The following is a 24408-nucleotide window of genomic DNA, read 5'->3' as shown; positions in this document are numbered from 1 at the left end:
CCCCTGCGGGTTCGGAGCCTCAGGCTCGGCGACAGTCTCCGGGTCTTCCACGAGGCTCACGGACGTTCTTCGGTGGGCGGACGGAGGCGTTCCAGTTCCTCCCCGAGTGCCTCGATCTTCTGGTCCTTGGCGATGATCTGGTCCCGCAGGTCATCAAGGACCTGATCCACCTGGTCCATCCGGTAGCCGCGGAGTCCGACGGCGAAGCGGAGACGGTCGATGTCGGCCGCGGCTGCGCGCTCGGGCAGCAGAACCGGCGGCAGGGAGGCGACCGGCTCGTCGAAGCCGTCGTCAAAGGAACCGTCTGCACCGCCGTCCCGGTGTCGGCGGAAGATTTTCGGCGCCAGGCCGGTGCCCAGGAGGACGGCGACGCCGATCAGCACAATCGCCAGGAAGACCAGGAAGAGACTCACTAGACCATCGTGCCAGACGCCGGCGGCCGTGGGGTTCAGCCCCGAGTTCCTGCGCCGCTTCCCTTAGTGTTCGGGTTACCGCTCCCGTTGACCGAGCCGCCGTTAGGGTTCCGGTGGCGGGCGGCGCCCTCCACGACCAGCTCGACGGCCAGCGCAGGGTCATCCACCACCTGCACGAGGTCCAGGTCTTCGGCCGAAACCATCCCCTCCGCGACGAGGGTGTCCCGGACCCACGCGAGCATGGGGCTCCAGAAGGCGGTTCCCACCAGCACGATCGGGAAGGAGGTGACCTTGCGGGTCTGGACCAGGACCATGGCCTCGAAGAGCTCATCCAGGGTGCCGAGGCCGCCGGGGAGCACGATGAAGCCCTGGGCGTACTTGACGAACATGGTCTTGCGGGCGAAGAAGTACCGGAAATTGATGCCCAGGTCCACCCACTGGTTCATGCCCTGCTCGAAAGGCAGTTCGATCCCGAGCCCCACGGAGACGCCGTTGCCCTGCACGGCGCCCTTGTTCGCGGCCTCCATCGACCCCGGGCCGCCGCCCGTGATCACGGCCAGTCCGGCCTCGGCCAAGCGGCGTCCGACCTCGACGCCGAGCTCGTAGTTCGGGCTCCCGGGGATGGTGCGGGCGGAGCCGAAGACGCTGACCGCCGGACCGAGATCGGCCAGGGCGCCAAATCCTTCCACGAACTCGCTCTGGATCCGCAGGACGCGCCAGGGGTCGGTGTGGACGAACTGGCCCGGCCCCTTGGTGTCCAGCAATGTCTGGTCAGACATCGTGACCTTCGCGGCCTTGCGGCGCAGCTCAAGCGGGCCCTTGTGGCGGATCCCGTTGGCCGCCGGGGCTGTGCGGGCCTCGCGGGCCGGCTTACCGGCGGGCTTCTGTTCGGCGTCTTGCTGGCCGTGCTGCGGATCGGTACTCATGCCCATAGGCTAGCGCGGAACTCAACCGCCGCCGCGTCGGCGCGTCGACGCGGGAGCGGCAGCAGGCGGCGGCCGGGACCGGGACGGGAGGCCTGCGGCGTCCCCGCAAGGGACGCTGACGTGCAGGTATCTCTTGAATCACGATCTGCACTAAACAGGGTGATTGGGGTCATATTGCGTCAATCTTCGCTAGATTCTTTCTATGACTACTCAAGTGCCCGGCGATGCTCTCGTCTCCCTGAAGGCCGTGAACAAGCATTACGGCCAGCTGCACGTCCTGAAGGACATCAACCTGAACGTCCGCAAGGGTGAGGTTGTTGTTGTCATCGGCCCCTCGGGTTCCGGCAAGTCGACGCTCTGCCGCGCCATCAACCGCCTCGAGACCATCGACGACGGCGACATCAAGATCGATGGCAACGAACTGCCCGCAGAGGGCAAGGAACTGGCAAAGCTGCGCGCCGACGTCGGCATGGTCTTCCAGTCCTTCAACCTGTTCGCCCACAAGACGATCCTGGAAAACGTGACCCTCGGCCCCATCAAGGTCAAGGGCGTCTCCAAGGGCGAGGCCGACAAGGACGCCATGGCACTGCTGGAGCGCGTCGGCGTCGGGCATCAGGCCCCCAAACTTCCGGCCCAGCTCTCCGGTGGCCAGCAGCAGCGCGTCGCAATCGCCCGCGCCCTGGCCATGAAGCCAAAGGTAATGCTCTTCGACGAGCCCACCTCGGCCCTCGACCCGGAAATGATCAACGAGGTTCTCGACGTCATGGTCCAGCTGGCCAAGGAAGGCATGACCATGATCGTGGTCACCCACGAGATGGGCTTCGCCCGCAAGGCGGCGGACCGGGTTGTGTTCATGGCCGACGGCCAGATCGTCGAGGACGCAACCCCCGAGGAATTCTTCACCAACCCCAAGAGCAGCCGGGCCAAGGACTTCCTGTCCAAGCTGCTGACACACTGACCGACTCCGAAATTCGTACCCTGGCCGCCGGACGGCGGCCGCCCAATGAAAGGAATGTCATGAAGGCATTTTTGACCCGAAGGAAATCCCTTCTGGTTGCAGCCTCCGCAGCACTGGCGCTCAGCCTGAGTGCCTGTGGCGGCAGCTCCCCCACGACCACCAACCCGCCTGTAGCCGAGAAGCCGAGCTTCGCCGCCGATTCCACCATGGCCAAGCTTGCCTCCGCAGGCAAGATCACCATCGGCACCAAGTTCGACCAGCCTCTCTTCGGCCAGAAGGGCCTCGACGGCAAGCCCGTCGGCTTCGACGTCGAAATCGGCAAGCTGATCGCCGCCAAGCTGGGCATCCCCGCCGACAAGATCGAGTGGGTTGAAACTGTCTCCGCCAACCGCGAGCAGTTCATCAAGCAGGGCAAGGTGGACATGATCGTCGCCACCTACACGATCAACGACAAGCGCAAAAAAGAAGTCGACTTCGCCGGACCGTACTACGAGGCCGGTCAGGCTCTGATGGTGAACAAGGACAACAACACCATCACCAAGCCCGAGGACGTCAAGGGCAAGAACGTCTGCTCCGTGACCGGTTCCACGCCCGCCTCCACGATCGTCGAGAAGTACGGAGCTGTGCTGGTGCCGGCTGCGACCTACTCCGCCTGCCTTGAACCGCTGCGGAACAAGCAGGTTGAAGCGATCACCACCGACAACGTCATCCTGGCCGGTTTCGTGGCCAAGGAGCCGGACGCCTTCAAGCTGGCATCGGAGGAGACCTTCACCAAGGAGCCCTATGGCATCGGCCTGAAGAAAGACGACACCGCCTTCCGCATGTGGATCAATGACCAGCTGGAGGCCTTCGACAAGGACGGGTCCTACAAGAAGGCCTGGGAAGACACCGCCGGCACCGTCATCAAGACGGCTCCCGCGCTTCCCACGATCGACCGCTACTAGTCGGCCGCGGCGGGTTGGGGGGGGGGGAAGTGGGGGGGCCCCCCCCCCCCCCCCCCCCCCCGCGGGCCGGGGATCCCTGCTTTGGGGGGGGGGGGGGGGGGGGGGTGTTATTTAACTCCCCCCCCCCCCCCCCCCCGCCACTCCCGTCTTTCGCCTGGAATCCCCTCAACGCAGCTGAAGGAACTTATGGACGTCATCATTGAAAACCTCCCTCAGTATTGGGACGGTTTTCTCCGAACCCTCTTCCTGTCCTTGGTCTCTGGCCTAATCGCCTTGGTCTTCGGCACCGTCCTGGCTGCCGCCCGTGTCTCGCCGGTCGCTGCGCTGCGCGGCTTCAGCATGGCGTACGTCGAGATCGTCCGGAACACCCCGCTGACCATCGCATTCTTCTTCGCGGCGGTGGTTCTGCCCCGCCTCGGCGTCACGTTCCAGCAGTTCGAGGTCGCCGCCATCATCGCCCTGAGCGCCTACACCTCGGCCTTCATTGCCGAGGCCGTGCGCTCCGGCGTCAACAGTGTCCCGGTGGGCCAGGCGGAGGCCGCCCGCAGCATCGGCATGAAGTTCAGCCAGGTGCTCTCCCTGATCATCCTGCCGCAGGCCCTGCGCACCGTGATCCCGCCGTTGATCAACATTTTGATCGCTTTGGTCAAGAACTCCTCTGTGGCCGGCGCGTTCTATGTGCTGGAACTCTTCGGCCAGGGCAAGCAGCTGGCCAACGCCAACGGCGACGCCGTCATGTGGGTTCTGGTCGGCGTCGCATTCTTCTACCTGCTGATAACCATCCCGCTGGGCTACCTCGCCAGCGTCGTTGAACGAAAGGTGGCGATCGCGCGATGAGCTCTGTTCTCTACGACGTCCCGGGCCCCAAAGCCCGCCGGGTTTCGCTGATTGGCTCCATCATCGGCGTGATCGTGATCGGCGGCCTCCTCGTCCTGGCAGTCATGACCCTCGCACAGCAGGGAATCTTCGACCCCAAACGCTGGGCGGTCTTCCAGCTGCCCGAGGTCTGGGCCCTGATCGCCGCCGGCATCGGTGCCACGCTCGCCGCCGCGGCGGTGGCGGCCGTGATTGCCTTCCCGCTGGGCCTGCTCTTGTGCCTGATGCGCATCTCGGACAACGCCTGGGTCAGGGTGCCCACCCGGATCGTGCTGGAATTCCTGCGCGGCATGCCCGTGGTGCTCATGATGCTGTTCGTGCTGCTCGTCTTTGCCACCAGCTCGTTCGTCGCCGTGGTCGCGGGCCTGGTCCTTTACAACTCGGCGATTTTCGCGGAGATCATCCGCGCCGGCGTCCAGTCGCTACCCAAGGGCCAGCGTGAAGCCGGCCTCGCGATCGGCCTCACCAGTTTCCAGTCGCGGCTGACCATCGAGCTGCCGCAGGCCATCCGGCGCATGCTGCCCTCGCTGGTCGCACAGCTCGTGGTGCTGCTGAAGGACACCTCGCTCGGCTACATCGTCGCTTACGGCGAGCTGCTCCGGGCCGTGCAGGTCATGGCCGACTTCCTCGGCCCGCAGTACCTGTTCCCGGTGTTCTTCGTGGCCGCGGCCATCTACATCGCGATCGACCTGGCGGTCTCCCGCCTGGCCATCTGGCTCGAACGCCGCGGCTCCAAGCGGGCCGCCGGCGGCGTGGCGCACGTGCCGGTCGCCGGAATCCCGGCGGCCAAGTAAAGCCCCGCCACCCACAAAGGGTCCGGAACCTCTCGGAGGTTTCGGACCCTTTGTACGTTGCTGGTTGCACCTTGTTAGGCGCTGTTAGGCGCTGAGCCAGGTCCGCAGCGCCCGCAGGCATTCCCGGATGGCGTCCGCCTCGACGTGCTCGTTGTCCTTGTGCGCCAGCAGCGCATCGCCGGGTCCGAAGTTCACCGCGGGGATGCCGAGCTCACTGAACCGTGCGACGTCGGTCCAGCCGTACTTGGGCTTCGGCTCCGCCCCCACGGCGGCGACGAAGGACGCGGCGGCGGGGTGGTGGAGTCCCGGCCGCGCCCCGGCGGCGCTGTCGGTGCGCACGACGTCGAATCCGGCCAGCAGTTCGCGCACCACCGCCTCGGCCCCGTCCGGGGTTTTGTCCGGGGCGAAGCGGTAGTTGATTTCTATGACGCACTTGTCCGGAATGACGTTTCCGGCCGTGCCGCCGTGAATCTTCACGGCGTTGAGGCTTTCGCGGTAGTCCAGGCCGTCTACCGTCACGGTCTGCGGTTCGTACGCCGCCAGCCGGGCCAGGATCGGGGCCGCAGCATGGATGGCGTTGCTGCCCATCCAGGCCCGGGCCGAGTGGGCGGCCTCGCCGTTCGTGGTCACCTCGAAGCGGCTGGTGCCGTTGCAGCCGCCCTCCACCGTCCCGTCGGTTGGCTCGAGCAGGATGGCGAAGTCCCCGCCAAGCAGGGATCCGTGATTGCGCACCAGCCGGCCGAGGCCGCTCTTCACAGCCTCGACTTCCTCGTGGTCATAGAAGACGAACGTGACGTCCTTGTTCGGCTCCGCCCCGGCGTCGAAGATGGTGGCCGCCAGCGCCAGCTGAACGGCGACGCCGCTCTTCATGTCGGTGGCACCGCGGCCGTAGAGGATGCCCTCCCCCGGGGCCCCGGACGGCCAGTACGACGGCACCGTGCCCAGTGAGCCCTCAGTGGTGGGAAGCGGCACGGTGTCCAGGTGCCCGGCAAGGATGACGCGCTCGGGGCGGCCGAGGTTGGTGCGGGCGATGATGGAATCGCCGTCGCGGACCAGCTCCAGCTGCGGCAACAGGCGCAGGGCATGTTCCACGGCGTCGGCCAGGGCCCTTTCGTTGCCGGAGACGCTGTTGACGTCAATCAGGGCGGCCGTGAGCAGGGCAACGTCCTGGCGGAGGTCCAAATGGACAGGCGTACGGACGGGGACGCTGGCAGTTGCATCGGCGGGGGTGCGCGGGTTCGTGGGGGTCACCGTCCCACTTTATCTGTTCGTCTTCCCGCAGAGCCGCAGCAGGTGCCGGCCCGACACGTAGGTGGCGAGCATCTCCTGTCACTTGGGCGTCTCAGGTTTCAGCGCCCGCGGGCCCTCTCGTTAGACTTGGGCCATGACTGAAACTGCTGCTTCCGCTGTGCCCACCGACGCCCGCTCCGCCTATGGCTACGGGGTAGCCACCGTGTCCACCCGCAACGGTGACGCCACCGTGCTGGACGTATGGTTTCCGGCGCCGGCGCTCGGAGTCGCGGCGGAACACCTGCGTGAGGTCGAAAACGCTGACCAGTCGCTGATCGACATCGCCGCCAGCGGCACCGACCCGGACCGCGGCACGGAGCAGCAGGTTGTCTTCGCCCAGATCAACCTGGACGAGGCACCCGCGGACACGGCGGACGCCTACCTTCGCCTGCACCTGCTCTCCCACCGGCTCGTCCAGCCCAACACCATTAACCTTGACGGTATCTTCGGCAAGCTCCCCAACGTGGTGTGGACCAACTTCGGGCCCGCCGCCGTGGAGGACTTCGAACTGACCCGGGCGCGCCTGCGCAAGCGCGGCGCTGTCACCGTCTTCGGCGTGGACAAGTTCCCCCGGATGGTGGACTACGTTGTTCCCTCCGGCGTCCGGATCGCCGACGCCGACCGTGTTCGGCTGGGTGCGCACCTGGCCGAAGGCACCACTGTCATGCACGAGGGCTTCGTGAACTTCAATGCCGGAACCCTGGGTACCTCCATGGTTGAGGGCCGGATCTCGGCCGGCGTCGTTGCCGGTGACGGTTCCGACGTCGGCGGCGGCGCCTCGATCATGGGAACCCTCTCCGGCGGCGGCAAGGAAAAGATCGCCCTCGGCGAGCGGGTCCTCCTCGGCGCCAACTCCGGCGTCGGCATCAGCCTAGGCGACGACTCAGTGGTGGAGGCTGGCCTCTACGTCACCGCCGGCACGCGCGTCCGCGTCATCAGCCCGCGGGATGCCGACGGCGAGGACACCAGCCGGATAGTCAAAGCCGTGGAGCTTTCCGGGGTTCCGAACCTGCTCTTCCGCCGCAACTCCGCCACCGGCGCCGTCGAGGCGCTGCCCCGCAAGGGCCAAACCGTGGAGCTCAACGCGGACCTGCACGCCAACTGACAGCACGGGCTGGTACGGTGTGGCGGGCGGCAAAGACCGTCCGGCCGGGGCCGACCCGCAACGATGAAGCAGCCGATGACGCAGCCCGCTAGGGCCTGAGGGAGTATGTCCGTGGCACGACGAGGGAGCTGGCGGCGCCGGATCGTCCTTCTGCTGACCTTGGCGATGGTCGCGGGCGCGATATACACCGCAGTGGCGTTCCTGCAGCGATCGGAAACCTTGATCGCCGAACGCTGCACGGCGGCGGGCAGCGGAGGCGATGACCTCGCCACCGACCAAGCGGCCAACGCTTCGCTTATCACCGCGGTCGCGGTCCGGCGTGGGCTTCCCGCCAGGGCCGCCAGCATCGCGCTGGCCACCTCCATGCAGGAATCCAAACTGCGCAACATCGGCCATGGCGACCAGGCCGGCCCCGACTCACGCGGATTGTTCCAGCAGCGGCCGTCCCAGGGCTGGGGCACCACAGCGCAGGTGATGGACCCATACCACGCCAGCAACGCCTTCTACGATGCGCTCGTCGAGATCTCCGGGTACGAGTCGCTGGAAATCACCGACGCCGCCCAGCAGGTGCAGCGTTCTGCGTATCCGGAGGCCTACGCCCAACATGAGCTGATGGCCCGCGCCTTTGCCTCCGCCCTGAGCGGCCAGACGCCCGCAGGCCTGGATTGCTCGCTGCGGTCCCCCGACACCGCCGGGAATCCTGCTACGGTCTCCGCGGAGCTGACCGCCGCGCTCGGGAACGTCCAGACGTCCAGCAGCGGCCGGACGCTGCTGGTGGACGCCGACGGCACGAAGGCCTGGGCTGTGGGGCAGTGGGCCGTGGCCAACGCCAAGGAGCTCGCCATCACCAGCGTGGAGGTCGACGGCCGTGCCTGGAACCGGCAGTCCCGCGACGGCTGGCAGCCGGCCTCAGTCCCGGCCGGCCAGGTCCGGGTAACCGTCGCCGACGCGCCCGCTACCTGACCGCTGGCGGTCAGCCGCCAACCGGGCTACTAGCCGACTGGCAGACAGCCGGCCCGGCCAGCCGCCAGGCTAGCGGACCGACGGAATGCCAGCCGTCCGGCGGACAACCAACGCACGGATTAGACCAGCAGGTCGACCACCGGCTGCACGTAGCTGCGGAACAGCTCCGGCTGGGACAACAACTCGTGGCTCATGAGGATCTTGTCCGGCTCGAGGTACCAGGCCCGCGGCTCCGCAAGCGGCAGCTCGATGATCGTCAGGCCGAAATCCTGTGATGCGCGTCCCACTTCAAGCAGGCGGTCCTCCACCATGTCGGCCAGCAGCTCATTGCTTCCGTTGGCCTCACGCTCCGCTTCGAGGGCCACGTATTCCCCACGGCGTTCCCGGGCCCACGTCAGGGCCGCCCCGAAGTGGGCCTGCAGCACGCGCCGGAGGGCCGGCGAATTGCCGAACGCACGGAAACCCGGCGGGGCGAGCTCGGGAGACATTTCCGGGTGAGCTTTCAGCAGCTGCTCCCACCAGGCCTCCCATTCGGTCTTGAGCGCGGCCGGGCCGCCAACCTCGGCGGTCAGGTGGGAGTGGTCCGCGGCACGGATCTTCGGGGCCACGTGGCACAGCGCCGGATGCCCCGCAGTGTCCAGACCGGCAGCGTCACGAATATAAAGGGCGATGAGCATGGGACCAGAAGTGTCCATCGTGATCCGCCAGCCAGGTCCGCCGGTGTGGTGCATCCAATTGCCTCCTTGGCATGCCGTACGGTCCCAGTCTATTCCTGTTGTTATGAGGCGTTAACGGCTGGCTGCCCGGCCGCCAGCCGGCGGTTCAGGCCCTCTAGATGGGCGTCGAGCACGTCCTTGCACATCTGGGCCGTCATCCACTCGGGCTGCAGGAGGGCGTGCATCGTCAGACCGTCGAGGACTGCCAGCAGCAGCTCCGCCTCAGTGACGAGCACCTGCTGGTTGATGCTGACTGACCCATCGGCGCCGTCGGGGTCGGAATCCGTGCCGCCGGGGACTACGCCGTCGGCCAGGCCCAGGATGAGTCCGCCCACCACTGCGGCCACCGCGCGGTGGCTGCGGTCGGCCTCGGCGGCCAGGAACGGCTTTGTACGGGCGGCATTCTTGAAGGCCATCCAAACGCAGGCGTCGACCGCGCGCTCCTCGTCCAGCGGAAGAAACTCCTCCAGCAGTGCCATGACAGCAACGTGGTGCTCCGCTGACTTTGGCTGCAGGTCCCCCCGCCGGGAGTCCGCGGCGGTGACGCGGCCTACGATCCGGTCCACCACCACTGCGAAGGCGTGGGTTAGGAGCTCGTCGCTGCTGGCGAAATAGTGCCGCACCGAGCCGACGGCCAGCTGCGCTTCGTCTGCAACCTCCCGCAGGGAGGCCCGCTCAAGACCATCCACGGCGATGATCCTGAAGACTGCGTCAACTACTTCCTGGCGCCGGATTACGGCGTCGACAAATTTAGGCACTGGTCTTTTTTAGCACGTCCGTGCCGCTGCCGCCCCAGGGCACACCGGTCCCTCCAGAGGCGTGGCGCGGGTCACATCCGCACCGAGGGCCTAGGGAACGACGCCGGCCGCGCACCTCAGCGGGAGGTGCGCGGCCGGCGTCGTGCGTGCTAGCGCGTGCCTGCCGTGGCAGGCGGGCGGGCTACAGCGACGGGTAGTTGCGTTCCGGTTCGCCGACGTAAAGCTGGCGCGGGCGGCCGATCTTGGTGTTGGGATCGCTGATCATCTCGCGCCACTGGGCGATCCAGCCCGGCAGGCGGCCGATGGCGAACAGCACCGTGAACATCTTTTCGGGGAAGCCCATGGCCTTGTAGATCAGGCCAGTGTAGAAGTCCACGTTCGGGTAGAGCTTGCGCTGGATGAAGTAGTCATCGCCCAGCGCCTTCTCTTCAAGGCGCATGGCGATGTCGAGGAGCTCGTCATTTCCGCCGAGCTTGCTGAGGACCTCGTGGGCGGTGGCCTTGATGATCTTGGCGCGCGGGTCGTAGTTCTTGTAGACGCGGTGTCCGAAGCCCATGAGGCGGACACCGTCTTCCTTGTTCTTGACCTTCTCCATGTAGTCCTCGGGCTTGATGCCGTCGGCCTGGATCTGGCGCAGCATCTTCAGGACGGCCTCGTTGGCGCCGCCATGGGCGGGGCCGAAGAGGGCGTTGATGCCGGCGGAGACGGACGCGAACAGGTTGGCGTTCGAGGAGCCGACCAGGCGGACAGTCGACGTTGAACAGTTCTGCTCGTGGTCAGCGTGCAGGATCAGCAGGAGGTCCAGGGCCTTGGCGACCACCGGGTCCACTTCGTACTGCTCGGCCGGCAGGCCAAAGCTGAGGCGCAGGAAGTTCTCTACCAGGTTCATCGAGTTGTCCGGGTACAGCATCGGCTGGCCGATCGACTTCTTGTGGGCGTAGGCGGCGATGACGGGCATCTTGGCCATGAGGCGGATGGTGGAGACTTCCACCTGCTCGGCGTTGAACGGATCCAGCGAGTCCTGGTAGAACGTCGAGAGTGCGGACACGGCCGAGGACAGCACCGGCATCGGGTGGGCGTCACGGGGGAAGCCGCTGAAGAAGCCCTTGAGCTCCTCGTGCAGCAGCGTGTGGTGGCGGATCCTCTGGTCGAAGGCTTCCAGCTCGGTGGGGGTCGGCAGGTTGCCGTAGATCAGCAGGTAGGAGACTTCCAGGAAGCTTGAGTGCTGGGCCAACTGCTCGATCGGGTAGCCGCGGTAGCGCAGGATGCCGGCGTCACCATCGATGTAGGTGATGGCCGAGGTGGTGGCCGCGGTGTTCATGAAACCGGGGTCGAAGGCGACGGCGCCGGTCTGCTTCAGCAGCTTGGAAACGTCGTAGCCTTCGTTTCCTTCTACAACCTTGATGCGCGGGAGTTCGAGTTCGCCGCCGGCATGGCGCAGGGTTGCGCTGGTGGTTTCAGTCATGGAGTCTCCTCATGAGGCATCGGGGCCTCTGTCGAAAGCTGGTCCAACATCTGGTGAAGCTGCCCGCGGATCCTGTGCGGACAGGATTTCCAAAGGCTGCGCTGCCTTCTTGTGGAAAGCCACCATTGATCGTCAGTTAAAAAGTACCTTCACTTCGCGGGTGGTACTAATCCGGGAGGCGCCCAAAGCGCCGAAAACGTGCCACATGTGGCACGCGTCACAGCATTGTTACGCTCCGGTGGCCAGCCGCGATACCGCGGCGTCGATCCTCTCGTCGCTGGCGGTCAGCGCCACCCGGATGAACCCATGGCCGGCGTCGCCGTAGAAAACGCCGGGGCCGACGACGATCCCGCGGTCCGCGAGCCGGCCCACGGTGTCCCACGTCGCCTCGCCGGCGGTGGCCCACAGATATAGGCCCGCCCTGGACTCATGGATTGTCAGGCCGAACGCCTCCAGCGCGGGCACAATCCGTTCCCGCCGGCCCCTGTACAGATCCTTCTGGGCCTCGACGTGGGCGTCGTCGCCGAGGCCCACCCGCATGGCTTCCTGCACGGGATACGGAACAATCATCCCGGCGTGCTTGCGGCTGTTGACCAGGTTCGCCATGATCACCGGATCGCCGGCGACGAATGCCGCCCGGTAGCCGGCCACATTGGACTGTTTGCTCAGCGAATAGACGGCTAGCAGGCCATCGTGGGAACCCTCTGCGACCTCAGGGTTCAGGATGCTGGGGACCGGAGTGCCGCCGCGCTGGACGTCCCACTCCCCCCAGCCGAGTTCGGCGTAGCATTCGTCGGACGCGACCACGGCGCCGAGCTCGCGGGCTTGCCGGACGATCCGCCGCAGCGATGCAATGTCCCGGACGCTGCCGGTGGGGTTGGCCGGTGAATTGACCCAGACCAGGCGCACGCGGGCCCGGGTGCCGGCGTCGAGCTCGTCGAGGTCGTCGGCGGCGATCTGCTCCGCACCGGCGAAGGTGGCTCCGATGTCATAGGTGGGGTACGCGACCGTGGGGCGGACGACGACGTCGCCAGATTTCAGTCCGAGCAGGAACGGCAGCCACGCGACGAGTTCCTTGGAGCCCACCGTCGGCATCACATCCCGCGGATCGAGCCCTGGAACGCCGCGCCGGCGCGCAAACCAGCCGGCGATGGCTTCCCGCAGGGCCGGCGTCCCGTGAACGGTGGGATAGCCCGGGGCGTTCGCGGCTGCGCGCAGCGCGTCCTGGATGAGGGCCGGCGTCGGGTCCACCGGGGTTCCGATGGAAAGGTTGACGGCTCCTGCCTCGTGCCGGGCTGCCGTGGCGAGATACGGCGCCATGGCCTCCCACGGGTAATCGGGCAGGCTCAGGCCGAAGGTGCGCACCGCGGATGTCACCGTAGCGCCGTCCTAGTTGTCTTGGTTCTGCGGCGGCAGGGCGGCGATCATGGGGTGGTCGGTGTGGGTGTTCCCGACCTTCGCCGCGCCGCCCGGGGAACCGAGTTCGTCGAAGAACTCGACGTTGGCCTTGTAGTAGTCAGCCCACTCTTCGGGGGTGTCATCCTCGTAGTAGATCGCCTCCACGGGGCAGACCGGCTCACAGGCACCGCAGTCCACGCACTCGTCGGGGTGGATGTACAGGGAACGCTCACCCTCGTAGATGCAATCGACGGGGCACTCCTCAATGCATGCCTTGTCTTTAACATCTACACACGGCTGCGCGATTACGTACGTCACGTCCCTGGCCTCTCCACGTTGTTCCGGCGACCGGCCGGATGATTTCCAGGCCCTGAGCCGGGCTTCTGACTTCCGAGCCTATTATCTCCCAGCCTGTTCCCGCGAACCTAGCGGGACGTCATACATGCTCCGCGTCTTACTATGATCAGATGAGCTCGCCCCTGCCCCTGCCCCAGCAGTTCCTCTCCGGCGCCCCGCTCGGCACGCGTGTTGTGGTTCGGTACCGGATCGACGGCGGCCTGACGGATGCCCTTGGCGAGCTCGTGGAACGCGCCGACGGTGTGTGCACTGTCCGTACCCGCCACTCCGACGTCGCCATCGCCCTCCCCCTCGTAGTGGCGGCCAAGGAAGTCCCGCCACCCCCACCCCGCCGCGCCCGGCGCGTGCAGGGCGGCTGAGCAGCGGTTCGCGGGTGGCCGGTGGTTGCGGGCTCGGGCGTCCAGTGGACATGCCCTCCCCCGCCTGCGAGCCACGCACATGGCCACCCGCCACCCCCGCGCCCAATGGACATGCCCTCCCCTCGCTGCCGGCGATGCACATTTCACCGTAATGCGCATCGGCACTTGGCAGCGCGGGACATGTCCAGTGGTGAATCGACGGAGAAATGGACATGTCCAGCCGTGACTGGGTGCAGCGCGGGATCACGGTGCAAGCGTGAAGCGCGGGACCACAGCGCAGCGAGCCAAGCCCAGGACCACAGCGCAGCGCAGCGGGCGAAGTGCAGGATCATTGCGCAAGGGCGCGGTGCAAGGACGCACGAAATTTGGAAATTCGCCTCCGACTTTAGGCGGCGGCGGACAGCCTGTTCAGCGCTTCCCGGACCATGGTGATGAAATCCTCAGGATGGTCCCTCAGCAGCTGGTAGGTCACAATCAGTGTCGGGATTCCCCGGCGCGTTGTGACGTTCCAACGCCGCCGGTCTTCCTCGAAGCTTGACCTGTCCATGTGGAACCCGGCCCCGTCAGCCTCTATGCCGAGGCGGCCATCGACCATCAGGTCGACGTGTCCCATGCCCGGAACGTTGACCTGCGATTCAACGTGGAAGCCGGCCCGCCGCAGAAGGAACCGGGCCAGGCACTCAATGACCGACTGCGACTGCGGGACGATCGCCGATACGATCCGGCGCTCCCGGGAGTCATTCCGGCCACCGAGCCGCTGACGCAGCGAACCCAGAGGGAGTCCCTTCAGCACGACGGCGGATTCGGCGATGATCAGCCCGTCTGGTTCGGGCAAGCAGCGCAGGCATTGGATGACCGTGTCCAGGAGCGTCGGCGGCATGGAGGCCCGGTGGCAGACGAAGCCCTGGTAGTGCCTGCTGTGGGTGAGGGCTACATGCGGCTGGGTTGGGGAATGGAGAACCCACAGTCCGCTGAAGTGGGCCGCGGTGATGCACGCAGGCTCCGCCGGAAGCGAGCGAATGGAGATCAGCTGCGCGTCCGCACCGGGCAAGGCATAGACGCCGCGGGCTACCCGGGACACCGATCCCGTGGCCATCGCCGACCTGAGCTGAGAATCGGAGACTCCCGCCGCAGCAATGTATTTGGCGCGGGCGACGCCGTCATAATTCGAGAGCACCTCGAGGATGTTGGCCATTCACCCATAGTGGAGCCGCAGGCCGCGCCCGAGTAGTCGGATCCCGCGCTATGTGGACAACCGCTCGGACCGGGCAGGGCCGCAGCCTGCCCGGACTGGGGTCGATGGCTGGACTTGTCCCGCGCACCGGCCCTCCGGCGGACATAATGCCATTGTGCCCACTCGAGCGAACGAACAACGAGCATGTCCAGCGACGAGGGTAGTGCCGACCGAACAAACCCAACCATGAGGACTGGACATGTCCCGTGCACCGGGCCGCCGGCGGACATAATGCCATTGTGTCCATTCGAGCGAACGAAAAATGAGCATGTCCCCCCGAGCGTGGGGGCAGGCCGGGGGTGGGTCCTAGCCGGGCGGGCGCCGGTACCGGCGGCACCAGGCGAGCATGGCCAGGGTGATGCCTGCGATGCCGAAGACCCAGATGTTGCCCGAGGTGTCGCCGATGACCAGGCGCTTGCCTGTTTCCAGGGTGGACCACCAGCCGGTCAGCGCGTAACAGAGGACGCCGCACACCGCCGTCGGGACGACGGAACGGAACGCCGCCCCGAGCCAAAGCTGGACCGAGCCCAGCAGCACGAGAGCCGCCACAGCGCCCCACGGGAGGTCCACGCCGCCCAGGACCAGATCGTGCCGATGCAGGGCCGTGCCTGCGAGGGCAACAAAAAGAGCTGCCGGCACGGCGGCGGCAATACCGCCTGCCGTACCGGCAGCTCTCTTAGTCACGTTTCAGCCGAAGCCCGGGGACCGGGATCAGACCTTGGCGCGGGCGCGGTTGGCCTTGGCGCGCTCGTTGGTGTCCAGGATGACCTTACGGATGCGAATTGAATCCGGGGTAACCTCAACGCACTCGTCTTCGCGGGCGAATTCGAGGGACTCTTCGAGGGTCAGGTCGCGCGGCGGCGTCAGGTTCTCGAAGGTGTCCGAGGAGGCTGCACGCATGTTGGTGAGCTTCTTTTCCTTCGTGATGTTGACGTCCATGTCGTCTGCGCGGGAGTTCTCGCCCACGATCATGCCTTCGTAAACCTCGGAGGTGGGCTTGACGAAGAAGGAGCCACGTTCCTGCAGGTTGATCATGGCGAACGGGGTCACAACACCGGCGCGGTCGGCGATCATCGAACCGTTGGTGCGGTATTCGATCGGGCCGGCCCACGGCTCGTAGCCCTCGGAGATCGAAGCTGCAATGCCGGCGCCGCGGGTGTCCGTGAGGAACTTGGTGCGGAACCCGATCAGGCCACGGGCCGGAACGATGAACTCCATGCGGCACCAGCCGGTGCCGTGGTTCGCCATGTTGGTCATGCGGCCCTTGCGTGCGGCCATCAGCTGGGTGACGGCGCCGAGGTACTCTTCGGGCACGTCGATGGTCATGTGCTCCATCGGCTCGTGGACCTTGCCGTCGACGGTCCGGGTGACAACCTGCGGCTTGCCGACGGTCAGCTCGAAACCTTCACGGCGCATCTGCTCGACCAAGATGGCCAGCGCAAGCTCGCCACGGCCCTGGACTTCCCAAGCGTCGGGACGCTCGGTGGGGAGAACCTTGATGGAGACGTTACCGATCAGTTCCTTGTCGAGGCGGTCCTTGACCTGGCGGGCCGTGACCTTGGCGCCCTTGACCTTGCCGGCCAGCGGCGAGGTGTTGATACCAATGGTCATGGAGATGGCCGGGTCGTCAACGGTGATCAGCGGCAGCGGCTGCGGGTTCTCGGCATCGGTCAGGGTCTCGCCGATGGTGATCTCCTCGATGCCGGCAACAGCAACGATTTCGCCGGGGCCAGCGGATTCCGCGGGGACACGGTCGAGTGCCTTGGTGGCCAGCAGCTCGGTGATCTTGACGTTCTTCAGCTCGCCGTTGGCGCGCGCCCAGGCGACGGTCTGGCCCTTGCGCAGGGTGCCGTTGTAGATGCGCAGCAGCGCGAGGCGTCCGAGGAACGGGGATGCGTCCAGGTTGGTGACGTGCGCCTGCAGGACACCATTCGGGTTGTATGTCGGGGCCGGGATGTGCTCGATGATGGCCTGGAAGAGCGGCTCGAGGTCCTCGTTCTCCGGGGCTGAGCCGTCTGCGGGCTGCTCGAGGGAAGCGCGGCCAACCTTGGCGGCGGCGTAGACAACCGGAACGTTGAGGATCTTGTCCAGGTCGAGGTCCGGAACTTCGTCGGCGAGGTCGGACGCCAGGCCCAGGAGCAGGTCCATGGACTCGTGGACAACTTCTTCGATCCGCGCGTCGGGGCGGTCGGTCTTGTTGACCAGGAGGATCACCGGCAGGTGCGCGGCCAGGGCCTTGCGCAGCACGAAGCGGGTCTGGGGCAGCGGGCCCTCAGAGGCATCTACGAGGAGAACGACGCCGTCCACCATGGACAGGCCGCGCTCGACCTCGCCGCCGAAGTCGGCGTGGCCGGGGGTGTCGATGACGTTGATGGTGATGGTCTCGCCGTTGGAGGACGGTCCGTTGTAGGCCACCGTGGTGTTCTTGGCCAGGATGGTGATGCCCTTTTCGCGTTCCAGGTCACCGGAGTCCATGACGCGGTCTTCGAGGTGGTTGTGCTCGGCAAAGGAGTTGGTCTGCTTGAGCATGGCGTCGACCAGTGTGGTCTTGCCGTGGTCAACGTGGGCCACGATCGCGACGTTGCGCAGGTCACTGCGCGATGCAGTGGCTACCGCGGTGTTGGTGGTGGTTTCAGACATGCGTTATTGCTCGATTCAGTGGTGAAGTCAGCTGTGGTATCGCGACATTTCCAACCGGAACGCACGACGGATAAGTCCCTTTGGCACAGGGCACCTTCTACCATTCTAAACGCTAGGTCATTTATTGGCCTAAAATGCGAACCGGCGGCCGGCCACCGCACCGCCGCCGGAGCAGGACGGGCGCACGGAACTGGTTTATTACCTGTGAGTAAAATCACTGGATTTTCCGGCTCCCATGCCCCATCATTGCTCTGATAGCAGCAAGCAAGCCCGGAGTCATTCATGCGAAACGCCTCGGCCCTGTCCAGCTTTGTCGCAACGATGATCGCCGTAGGCGTAGTTCTTGGCGGCTGCGGGACGGCCTCTTTTTCACCTGCGAACGACGCAGGCTCCTCCAATGTGGGCTCTTCCGACGGCGGATATTCTGACGCGGGTTCTGCGGGCGCCCCGCTGACGGCCAGCCAGGCCGGAGCGGCCAACGGGGCCGGCGTGCCGGTCGCGGCAGGATCCGCGGCGAAAACGCACATCGGGTCCACCATCGACCCCGCCGGTCTGCCGGCCGGCTCGATCTACCGCAATCCTGCCAACGGCCGCGACGAGATCATCGTCAAGGACACCAGCAACATCGCGGTGCTCATTGGCGACTCACAGTCGGAACCGTCTTTCGGCTGGCCCAGGCAGGGTCTGGCCGCCGCCGGGTACAAAGTCTTCTTCTGCGGCCGGGGCGGCACCGGCTACGTGGCGTCCAACGGTAAAACCGGCAACTACATCGACGCGCTCCAGCGCGGCGACTGGAAGCTCCCCTACGGCACCCCTCCCCTGGTGGTGATCGAAGGCGGCGGGAACGACGCCGCGCGCGGGGCGTCGAACGCGCAGATCGTCGCCAACGCCGAGCGGCTGATCGCCAGCATCCAGCAGCGCTATCCCGCGGCCCGGGTGATCATGGTCGGAACGCTCGCGCGGGGTGCCCACTACGGCGGTGGACGCCGGTCCGAAGTGGACGCGCTCGTGGGCAAAGTGGCGGACCGGCACGGTCTGACGTTCGTCAGCGCGGGAGACTGGCTTACCCGCTACAACCTCACGGGTTCTATGGCGGACGGGGTCCACCTGAACCGGCAGGGCCACGCGGCCCTTGGCGCCGTTTTTGGCCAGCGGTTGGAGTCGTTGGGGCTTGACTACGCAGACCCCCGCATGCTGACCGGTCTGTCCCACTAGCGCTGGGGCGGGCCGGGAGCTCCGCGAGGCCCGGCGACCCGGACAGGCCCGGCGACGGGCCGGGCCCCAGCCAGTCCACTCAGCCCCGCACACCAATAAAAGCAAAGCAAAGGAGCCGGTGCCCGCCCCAACGGGCGGACACCGGCTCCTGTGCTGTTGGCGGCGGACTTGTTCAAGTCCTAGCGAAAGCGGCTCAGGCCACTTCAACTTCCGGCGGCAGCATGAGGCCGGCGCCGGGGATGGCGTTGAGCAGCGCCCGGGTGTAGTCCTGCTGCGGTGACTCGAAGACGTCGTCCGTTGAGCCCGTCTCCACCAGCTTGCCCTTCTCCATGACGCACACGTGGTCCGCGATCTGGCGGACCACGGCGAGGTCGTGGGTGATGAACAGGTAGGTCAGACCGAGCCGGGACTGCAGTTCGGCGAGCAGGTTCAGCACCTGCGCCTGCACCAGGACATCGAGCGCCGAGACGGCCTCGTCGCAGATGATCACTTCGGGGTCCAATGCCAGGGCGCGGGCGATCGCGACGCGCTGGCGCTGGCCACCGGAGAGCTCGTTCGGGTACCGCTGCATGGTGGACTGCGGCAGCGCTACCTGATCCAGCAGTTCCCGCACCTTCTTCTCGCGGCTCGCCTTGTCCCCGATCTTGTGGGTCCGCAGCGGCTCCTCGATGGTCCTGAAGATGTTGTACATCGGGTCCAGCGAACCGTACGGATCCTGGAAGATCGGCTGTACCCGGCGCCGGAAGGCGAAGAGATCCTTGCTGTTCAGGGTGGAGGTGTCCACGCCGTCGAAGATGATCTTGCCGGACGTCGGCGACAGGAGGTTCAGGACCATCTGGGCCACCGTGGACTTGCCGGACCCCGACTCGCCCACGATCGCCGTCGTGGTTCCCCGCTTGACGCTGAAAGAGACGTCGTCGACGGCGGTGAAGTCCGTGGACTTGCCCAGGCCCGAGCGCAGCTTGAAGACCTTCCGCAGGTTCTGGATCTGCAGGACCTCGTCCGTCTTGGACGGCTCAACCACGCCGGTCTCGCTCGGGGCGAGCATGTCGTCGGTCTCCACCCCCAGTTCCTTGGCGGCCTGGATGCGCCGGGACGCCAGCGACGGCGCCGAGGCGACCAGCCGCTGGGTGTACGGGTGCTGCGGGTTCTGCAGCAGCTCCAGCGATGGCCCGGACTCGACAACCTGGCCGCGGTACATGACCACTACCTGGTCGGCGCGCTCGGCGGCGAGGCCGAGGTCGTGCGTGATCAGCAGCACCGCGGTGCCCAGTTCCGTGGTCATCTTGTCCAGGTGATCGAGGATCTGGCGCTGCACGGTGACGTCGAGCGCCGACGTCGGCTCGTCCGCGATGAGCAGGCGCGGCTGGCAGGCGAGCCCGATCGCGATCAGCGCGCGCTGGCGCATGCCGCCGGAGAACTCGTGGGGGTACTGCTTGGCGCGGCTGCCAGCGTCGGGCAGCCCGGCCTGGGACAGGACCTTTGCGACGTCGTCGGGCCCGCTCGGGAGTCCGTTGGCCTTCAGTGTCTCGCGGACCTGGTCGCCGATCTTCCACACCGGGTTGAGGTTGGACATCGGGTCCTGCGGGACCATGCCGATGCTGTTGCCCCGGAGTTCGATCATCCGCTTTTCGCTGGCGTTGGAGATGTCTTCGCCGTCGAACAGGATCTGGCCCGCCGCGACGCGGCCGTTGCCCGGGAGCAGGCCGATAGCGGCCAGGGCGGTGGTGGACTTACCGGAGCCCGACTCGCCCACAATTGCGACGGTTTCGCCCGGCATGACGGTGAGGTGGGCGTTGCGGACGGCGTTGACCTCGCCGTTGCTCGTGGTGAACCCGATGGCCAGGTTCCTGATTTCAAGCAGTGGGCGCTCGGTGGCGTACTCAGCTTCCTGGAAGTCAACAGAGGCGCTCATGGTGTCCCCTTTCATCGCTTGCGGGCTTTGGGATCGAGGGCATCGCGCAGGGCATCGCCCAGCATGATGAAGCTCAGGACGGTGATGGACAGCGCAATTGCCGGGTAGAGCAGCGGCATCGGGTTGGACCGGAGCGAGGCCTGCGCCGCCTGGATGTCGTTGCCCCAGGACATGACACTGGGCGGCAGCCCGATGCCGAGGAAGGACAGTGTGGATTCGGCCACGATGAACGTGCCCAGGGAAATGGTGGCCACGACAATGATCGGGGCCAGCGAGTTCGGCAGGACGTGGCGCATGAGGGCACCGAACTTCGAGACGCCGAGTGACCGGGCCGCCGTGACGAAGTCGGCGTTGCGGACCTCTATGACGGCGCCACGGGTGATGCGCGCGATTTGGGGCCAGCCGAAGACGATCAGGATGAGCACCAGCGTCCATACTGTCTTGTTCGTCCGGAACATCGGCAGCTGCATGAGCACGATCGCGCCCAAGATCAGCGGCAGGGCGAAGAAGATGTCATTGATGCGTGCCAAGACGGAATCGATCCAGCCGCCGTAGTAGCCCGCCACGGCACCCATGATGCCACCGATCAGCAGCACTCCGATGGTGGTCAAAAGGCCAACCGTCACCGAGGAGCGGGTGCCGAAGATGACGCGGGCGTAGACGTCGCAGCCCTGCTGGGTGAAGCCCAGCGGGTGCCCCGCGGCGGGGCCGGCGTCGGAGTTGGCCAGCTGGCACGCCTCCGAGGTCGGGTCGATCGGCGAGAACAGCCCGGGGAAGAGGGAGACCGCCACGACCACAAGGATCAGGAGTGCGGAGATGATGAAGAGCGGCTGCTTGCGCAGGTTCTTCCAGGCCTCGCCCCACAGGCTCAGTGGTGCGGCTTCGTCCTTGACCCGGTCCGTCACCTGGAGCGGGGTCTCGGAGACATCGGCCACGAAGTGCTCAGTCCGGCGGGCCGGGCGGCGGGAATCGGCGTGCCGTGCGGTGGTGGTGTTATCAGGAGTCATAACGGATCCTCGGGTCAAGCCAGCCGTAAAGCAGGTCAACGAGCAGGTTGGAGAGGCAGTAGATCAGCACCAGGACGGTGACGATCGAGACCACCGTGGGCCCTTCGCCGGACAGCACGGCCCGGTAGAGCCGGTTGCCGACGCCCGGAACGTTGAAGATTCCTTCCGTGACGATTGCGCCGCCCATCAGGGCACCGAGGTCGGCGCCCAGGAAGGTAATGACGGGAATCAGGGAGTTGCGCAGGATGTGGACGCGGACCACCTGGAACCGGGAGAGGCCCTTGGCGGTCGCGGTGCGGACGTAGTCGGCGTTCATGTTTTCGATGACGGACGTACGGGTCAGGCGCAGGACATAGGCGAACGATCCCAGTCCCAGCACGATCGCCGGCAGGATGAGGTCCTGGACGGTCGCGGCGGAGCTGACGGTCGGCTTGGCCCAGCCCAGTTGGACGCCGATGGTGAACTGCAGCAGGAAGCCTAGGACGAAGATCGGGATGCCGATCACGATCAGGGACGCTACCAGGACCGTGGCGTCAAAGAACTTGCCTTTGCGCAGGCCGGCGATGAGGCCGAAGACGATGCCGAAAACTGCCTCGAAGATCAGCGCCATGATGGCCAGCCGGGCCGTGACGGGGAAGACCTCGCCGAGCACGGCGGCGATGGGGCGTCCGGAGAAGTCCTGGCCTAGGTCGAACGTGAAGATGCTCTTGAGGTAAAGCAGGTATTGCATCCAGAACGGCTGGTCCAGGTGGTACTGCGCCCGCAGCTTGGCTGCCACGGCCTCGTTCACCGGCTTGTCGCCGAACAGTGCCACGATGGGATCGCCGGGCAGGCTGAAGACCAGGAAGTAGACCAGCAGTGTTGCGCCCAAAAAGACGGGAATCAGTTGCAGGAAACGCTTGAGGATGTATGTCGACATCAGCGAGTCACACCCTCGTTGGCAGGCATCCTGTCCAGGGATGCGGCGGAGTTGTTCATCAAAGAACCTTTTCACTATGGATGCAGGCCGGCGCCGGTTCAGTCACGGCGGCAGGGCTGCGAAAAGTTCGCCCGAAGAGCCGGGCATCAAGAAAATAAATGGTGGGAAAACACGACGACGGCGGAGGCCCCCAGTATGGGCGGCCCCCGCCGTCGTTTTGTTGTTACTTACCGGTTACGTTGTAGTACAGCGGGACGCCGTCCCAGCCGTAGTCAACGTTGGTGACCTTGTCGCTCCAGCCGCCTTGGGCGACCTGGTACCACAAGGGGATGGCCGGCAGGTCCTGGAGGAGGATCTCCTGGGCCTTGTTCATGGCCTTGTTGCCTTCACTGACCGACGCGGCGTTCAGGCCGTCAGAGACGGCCTTGTCGAACGTCGGGTTGGCGTAGTTGGCGTCGTTCGAGCCGGCACCGGTCTTGTAGATCGGGCCGAGGAAGTTGTACAGCGACGGGTAGTCTGCCTGCCAGCCGGCACGGATGGAGCCGGTGAGGGTCTTGGCGGTGGCGTCGTTGCGGGCTTCCTTGAAGGTGGCGTACGGCTTGCCTTCAACCTTGATGCCGAGCGTGTTCTTGAGCTGGTTTACCACTGCCTCAACCCAGGCCTTGTGTCCGCCCTTGTCGGCGTTGTAGGCAATGGTGAAGGTCTTATTGGCATCCCACTTCTGGATCGCGTCAGCCTTGGTCCAGGCTTCCTTGGCCTTGGCGGCGTCGAACTTCAGGTTGTCGGAACCGGCGATCGCGTCGCTGTAGCCGTCAAGCACGGGAGCCGTGAAGTCCTTGGCAGGCTGGCGTGCGCCGTTGAAGATCACCTTGGTGATCTCATCGCGGTTGATCGCCATGGAAATCGCCTGGCGGCGGAGCTTGCCGGCCTCGCCGCTCCATTCCGGGAGGTATTCCGGGATGGCGATGGTCTGGTTGCCGGCGTACGGCTTGTTGATGGTGCGGTCGCCGAGGTCAGACTTGAAGTTCTTCAGAGCGCTGGTGGGGATGGTCTGGAGGATGTCCAGCTCGTTGCTCAGCAGAGACTGGTAAGCGGAGTCGTCGTTCTGGAAGATCTTGAAGGTCACGCCGGCGTTCTTGGCCTTGCGCGGGCCGTTGTAATCCGGGTTCGGGACCAGCTGGATCTCCACATTGTGCTGCCAGCCGCCGTCGGCCATCTTGTACGGGCCGTTGCCGACCGGCTTCTCGCCGAAGCCCTTCGGGTCCTTCAGTGCGCCGGAGGGAACCGGAACAAACGCGGTGTAGCCGAGGCGAAGCGGCCAGTCAGATTCCGGCTGCTTCAGTTCAACGGTGAACGTCTGGTCGTCAACGACCTTCAGGCCGGACATGGTCTCGACGGTGGAGCCTTCTTTGCTGGCTTCGTCGTAGCCCTTGATGCTTTCGAAGAAGCCACCGCTGAGCTGGGCGTTCTTGGCTGCGGCGCCGAAGTTCCAGGAATCGACGAAGGTCTTGGCCGTGATGGCCTCGCCGTTCGTAAACTTCTGGTCCTTCTTGACCTTGATGGTGAAGTGCTGGCCGTCCTTGCCCTCGATGGACTCGGCGAGTTCGTTGACGGGCTTGCCGCTGGGGTCGTAGCTGACCAGGCCAGCGAAGATCATGTCGATAACCTTGCCGCCGCCAACTTCGTTGGTGTCGGCAGGCATCAGGGGACGCTGGGGTTCGGAGCCGTCGGCGAGGATCACCTTGCTGGTGTCACCGCCGGTACTACCGCTACCGGTTGCAGAGCCGCTGGCACCGCATCCGGTCAGGGCGAGGGCGGCGATAGCCACCATGCCCAGTGCTTTGGAAGTGCGCGAAAAACGCATTCCGCCTCCTATGAGTTGTGGGAGTTCGTGAGGGAAAAACTTATGCTTCCCCGTAAGCAGGCACAGGGGTATCCCCTGTGACGTGGCCTACATATGGAAGTAGCCTAGCCCTTAACTGTCCAAATGTTGGAACTCCGTTGCCAAACCGTGATCCGACAATCTCATGACGGTTAACGTCAAGCGCGGTGTATTTCAAGTCACACGCTACTGGCTGGTACTATTCGCTCGCCGTGTGACGCGGGTTACCCGCGATTAACTGGAATCCGGCGGTTTTTAGCCCCCCGGGGCGCAG

The 24408-nt window shown here is 65.8% G+C and carries 23 protein-coding genes; 8 read left to right on the top strand and 15 right to left on the bottom strand.

The genetic code is table 11. From position 1 onward, the window contains the following. Window positions 1-56 precede the first annotated feature (56 nt). Window positions 57-413 (bottom strand): DivIVA domain-containing protein, encoded by a 357-nt coding sequence (locus ACFRJ8_RS07010; RefSeq protein ID WP_377985394.1) that lies wholly within the window; start codon window positions 411-413, stop codon window positions 57-59. 35 nt (window positions 414-448) lie between these two features. Beyond that, window positions 449-1192, bottom strand: a complete 744-nt coding sequence (locus ACFRJ8_RS07005; RefSeq protein ID WP_377985588.1) for a TIGR00730 family Rossman fold protein — start codon at window positions 1190-1192, stop codon at window positions 449-451. Window positions 1193-1541: 349 nt separating this feature from the next. On the opposite strand from ACFRJ8_RS07005, the gene ACFRJ8_RS07000 reads away from it, so the two are divergent. The 4 genes from ACFRJ8_RS07000 (at window position 1542) to ACFRJ8_RS06985 (ending at window position 4911) form a co-directional block, all read left to right on the top strand. Next, window positions 1542-2297 (top strand): amino acid ABC transporter ATP-binding protein, encoded by a 756-nt coding sequence (locus tag ACFRJ8_RS07000; RefSeq protein ID WP_377985393.1) that lies wholly within the window; start codon window positions 1542-1544, stop codon window positions 2295-2297. A gap of 59 nt (window positions 2298-2356) precedes the next feature. After that, entirely contained in the window at window positions 2357-3241 is an 885-nt protein-coding gene (locus ACFRJ8_RS06995; protein WP_090950585.1) for a glutamate ABC transporter substrate-binding protein, read from the top strand. A gap of 186 nt (window positions 3242-3427) precedes the next feature. Continuing rightward, window positions 3428-4078 carry an amino acid ABC transporter permease gene (locus tag ACFRJ8_RS06990; protein WP_377985392.1) on the top strand — a complete coding sequence of 217 codons (651 nt, stop codon included), beginning with the start codon at window positions 3428-3430 and terminating at the stop codon, window positions 4076-4078. After that, window positions 4075-4911 (top strand): amino acid ABC transporter permease, encoded by an 837-nt coding sequence (locus tag ACFRJ8_RS06985; protein ID WP_377985391.1) that lies wholly within the window; start codon window positions 4075-4077, stop codon window positions 4909-4911. The genes ACFRJ8_RS06990 and ACFRJ8_RS06985 overlap by 4 nt, the downstream gene beginning before the upstream one ends. An 84-nt stretch (window positions 4912-4995) precedes the next feature. On the opposite strand, the gene dapE is transcribed toward ACFRJ8_RS06985, so the two are convergent. After that, the gene (dapE, locus tag ACFRJ8_RS06980) at window positions 4996-6093 is read right to left on the bottom strand and encodes a succinyl-diaminopimelate desuccinylase (protein ID WP_377985587.1); all 1098 of its coding nucleotides are present in this window, start codon (window positions 6091-6093) and stop codon (window positions 4996-4998) included. A gap of 202 nt (window positions 6094-6295) precedes the next feature. Between dapE and dapD the strand changes: the two genes are divergently transcribed. After that, entirely contained in the window at window positions 6296-7306 is a 1011-nt protein-coding gene (gene dapD / locus ACFRJ8_RS06975) for a 2,3,4,5-tetrahydropyridine-2,6-dicarboxylate N-succinyltransferase (protein ID WP_377985390.1), read from the top strand. 105 nt (window positions 7307-7411) lie between these two features. Next, a complete protein-coding gene (locus ACFRJ8_RS06970; RefSeq protein ID WP_377985389.1) occupies window positions 7412-8269 on the top strand; it encodes a hypothetical protein in 858 nt (285 codons plus the stop codon). Between the two features lie 119 nt (window positions 8270-8388). On the opposite strand, the gene ACFRJ8_RS06965 is transcribed toward ACFRJ8_RS06970, so the two are convergent. From ACFRJ8_RS06965 to fdxA, 5 genes are all read right to left on the bottom strand, one after another. Further along, window positions 8389-9000 (bottom strand): hypothetical protein, encoded by a 612-nt coding sequence (locus ACFRJ8_RS06965; RefSeq protein ID WP_377985388.1) that lies wholly within the window; start codon window positions 8998-9000, stop codon window positions 8389-8391. Between the two features lie 47 nt (window positions 9001-9047). Next, on the bottom strand, window positions 9048-9743 hold the full coding sequence (locus tag ACFRJ8_RS06960) for a TetR/AcrR family transcriptional regulator (RefSeq protein ID WP_377985387.1): 696 nt from the start codon (window positions 9741-9743) through the stop codon (window positions 9048-9050). Between the two features lie 181 nt (window positions 9744-9924). Continuing rightward, the gene (locus ACFRJ8_RS06955) at window positions 9925-11208 is read right to left on the bottom strand and encodes a citrate synthase (RefSeq protein WP_090575702.1); all 1284 of its coding nucleotides are present in this window, start codon (window positions 11206-11208) and stop codon (window positions 9925-9927) included. Window positions 11209-11436: 228 nt separating this feature from the next. Next, the gene (gene dapC, locus ACFRJ8_RS06950) at window positions 11437-12585 is read right to left on the bottom strand and encodes a succinyldiaminopimelate transaminase (RefSeq protein WP_377985386.1); all 1149 of its coding nucleotides are present in this window, start codon (window positions 12583-12585) and stop codon (window positions 11437-11439) included. A gap of 12 nt (window positions 12586-12597) precedes the next feature. Then, window positions 12598-12924 (bottom strand): ferredoxin, encoded by a 327-nt coding sequence (gene fdxA / locus ACFRJ8_RS06945; RefSeq protein ID WP_026266493.1) that lies wholly within the window; start codon window positions 12922-12924, stop codon window positions 12598-12600. Between the two features lie 149 nt (window positions 12925-13073). Between fdxA and ACFRJ8_RS06940 the strand changes: the two genes are divergently transcribed. Continuing rightward, complete coding sequence (locus ACFRJ8_RS06940) at window positions 13074-13322, top strand: hypothetical protein (protein WP_377985385.1); 249 nt, start codon at window positions 13074-13076, stop codon at window positions 13320-13322. 385 nt (window positions 13323-13707) lie between these two features. Here ACFRJ8_RS06940 and ACFRJ8_RS06935 read toward each other — a convergent pair whose 3' ends face one another. The 3 genes from ACFRJ8_RS06935 to typA form a co-directional block, all read right to left on the bottom strand. Next, window positions 13708-14517: a type IV toxin-antitoxin system AbiEi family antitoxin domain-containing protein gene (locus ACFRJ8_RS06935; RefSeq protein ID WP_377985384.1), complete on the bottom strand. Its 810-nt coding sequence runs from the start codon at window positions 14515-14517 to the stop codon at window positions 13708-13710. A gap of 345 nt (window positions 14518-14862) precedes the next feature. Beyond that, window positions 14863-15240 (bottom strand): hypothetical protein, encoded by a 378-nt coding sequence (locus tag ACFRJ8_RS06930; protein WP_377985383.1) that lies wholly within the window; start codon window positions 15238-15240, stop codon window positions 14863-14865. A gap of 27 nt (window positions 15241-15267) precedes the next feature. Next, window positions 15268-17196 (bottom strand): translational GTPase TypA, encoded by a 1929-nt coding sequence (gene typA / locus ACFRJ8_RS06925; RefSeq protein WP_377985382.1) that lies wholly within the window; start codon window positions 17194-17196, stop codon window positions 15268-15270. A gap of 282 nt (window positions 17197-17478) precedes the next feature. Between typA and ACFRJ8_RS06920 the strand changes: the two genes are divergently transcribed. Further along, window positions 17479-18411 carry an SGNH/GDSL hydrolase family protein gene (locus ACFRJ8_RS06920; protein ID WP_377985381.1) on the top strand — a complete coding sequence of 311 codons (933 nt, stop codon included), beginning with the start codon at window positions 17479-17481 and terminating at the stop codon, window positions 18409-18411. Window positions 18412-18604: 193 nt separating this feature from the next. Here ACFRJ8_RS06920 and ACFRJ8_RS06915 read toward each other — a convergent pair whose 3' ends face one another. The 4 genes from ACFRJ8_RS06915 to ACFRJ8_RS06900 all read right to left on the bottom strand — a co-directional run bounded on the left by ACFRJ8_RS06915 (window position 18605) and on the right by ACFRJ8_RS06900 (window position 24116). Further along, on the bottom strand, window positions 18605-20326 hold the full coding sequence (locus tag ACFRJ8_RS06915; protein ID WP_377985380.1) for an ABC transporter ATP-binding protein: 1722 nt from the start codon (window positions 20324-20326) through the stop codon (window positions 18605-18607). A gap of 11 nt (window positions 20327-20337) precedes the next feature. Next, window positions 20338-21333 (bottom strand): ABC transporter permease, encoded by a 996-nt coding sequence (locus ACFRJ8_RS06910; protein WP_277522622.1) that lies wholly within the window; start codon window positions 21331-21333, stop codon window positions 20338-20340. Beyond that, window positions 21323-22252, bottom strand: coding sequence for an ABC transporter permease (locus tag ACFRJ8_RS06905; RefSeq protein ID WP_229994650.1), 930 nt, complete (start codon window positions 22250-22252; stop codon window positions 21323-21325). The genes ACFRJ8_RS06910 and ACFRJ8_RS06905 overlap by 11 nt, the downstream gene beginning before the upstream one ends. Window positions 22253-22475: 223 nt before the next feature. Then, on the bottom strand, window positions 22476-24116 hold the full coding sequence (locus tag ACFRJ8_RS06900) for an ABC transporter substrate-binding protein (protein WP_377985379.1): 1641 nt from the start codon (window positions 24114-24116) through the stop codon (window positions 22476-22478). Window positions 24117-24408: the final 292 nt, after the last annotated feature.

The organism is Arthrobacter sp. NPDC056886 (assembly GCF_042788715.1).
GTDB lineage: Bacteria > Actinomycetota > Actinomycetes > Actinomycetales > Micrococcaceae > Arthrobacter.
Note: the sequence above shows the minus strand (reverse complement) of the source record. Positions and strands in the feature narration are given on the sequence as shown.